At 48.3% G+C, this 613-nt stretch carries 1 protein-coding gene and 1 pseudogene; both read left to right on the top strand.

Annotated features, from left to right (window positions below; genetic code table 11):
- Window positions 1–182 (top strand): helix-turn-helix domain-containing protein (locus AC1DXF_RS29460; protein ID WP_477448046.1); only part of this gene is annotated, 182 nt, incomplete at its 5' end.
- A gap of 191 nt (window positions 183–373) precedes the next feature.
- Window positions 374–613, top strand: a pseudogene (locus AC1DXF_RS29455) (helix-turn-helix domain-containing protein); the annotation flags it as partial.

Genomic DNA, 613 nt, shown 5'->3' with positions numbered 1-613 from the left:
CCATCGACCTGATCCATATTTACCTGGTAAACGAAGCCAAGAACCGCCTCACGGGCGATAACCAAAGCGTATCTGAAATAGCCTACCAGCTCGGGTTTGAAAACCTGCCCTATTTTTCAAGGCTTTTTAAAAAGGAAACGGGTATTAGCCCTAACCAGTTTAAAAAACAGCTGGTTAACTGAGATTGTTAAACTTGGAGTATCCATGTGCCTATAGTTATTATAGCGAAACTGTCCCCGCGGGGGTCTCTCGGAGAGGACCCAGCGGCTGCAGAGTGCAAAGTCGTAATTCCCGAAGCCGCGTTTATGCGAGGTGATTGGAACCTCAGGGTCCTCTCTGAGAGACCCTGAGGGGACGGGAATATTTTTTGATCATGCAGCATTTTAAAAACTTGGCCGATATGCACCGTTTCAACGGCTTTGCCCCGCCCGAGAACCCGCTCATCAGCGTACAAAGGTGCGTACACACCTGTTCGTTCGGCAACAGGGAGTTTACATCCGATTTTTATATGATTGGGTTTAAAAAACTGAAGTCGGGCGTTATTATGTACGGCCGCACCCGGTACGATCATGATAACGGCAGCATGATGTTTGTAAAACCCCGCCAGACCAGA

The sequence above is a fragment of the Mucilaginibacter sp. P2_A5 genome, assembly GCF_056404995.1.
The sequence above is the reverse complement of the archived record's forward strand: the minus strand, read 5'-3'. Positions and strand labels throughout refer to the sequence as shown.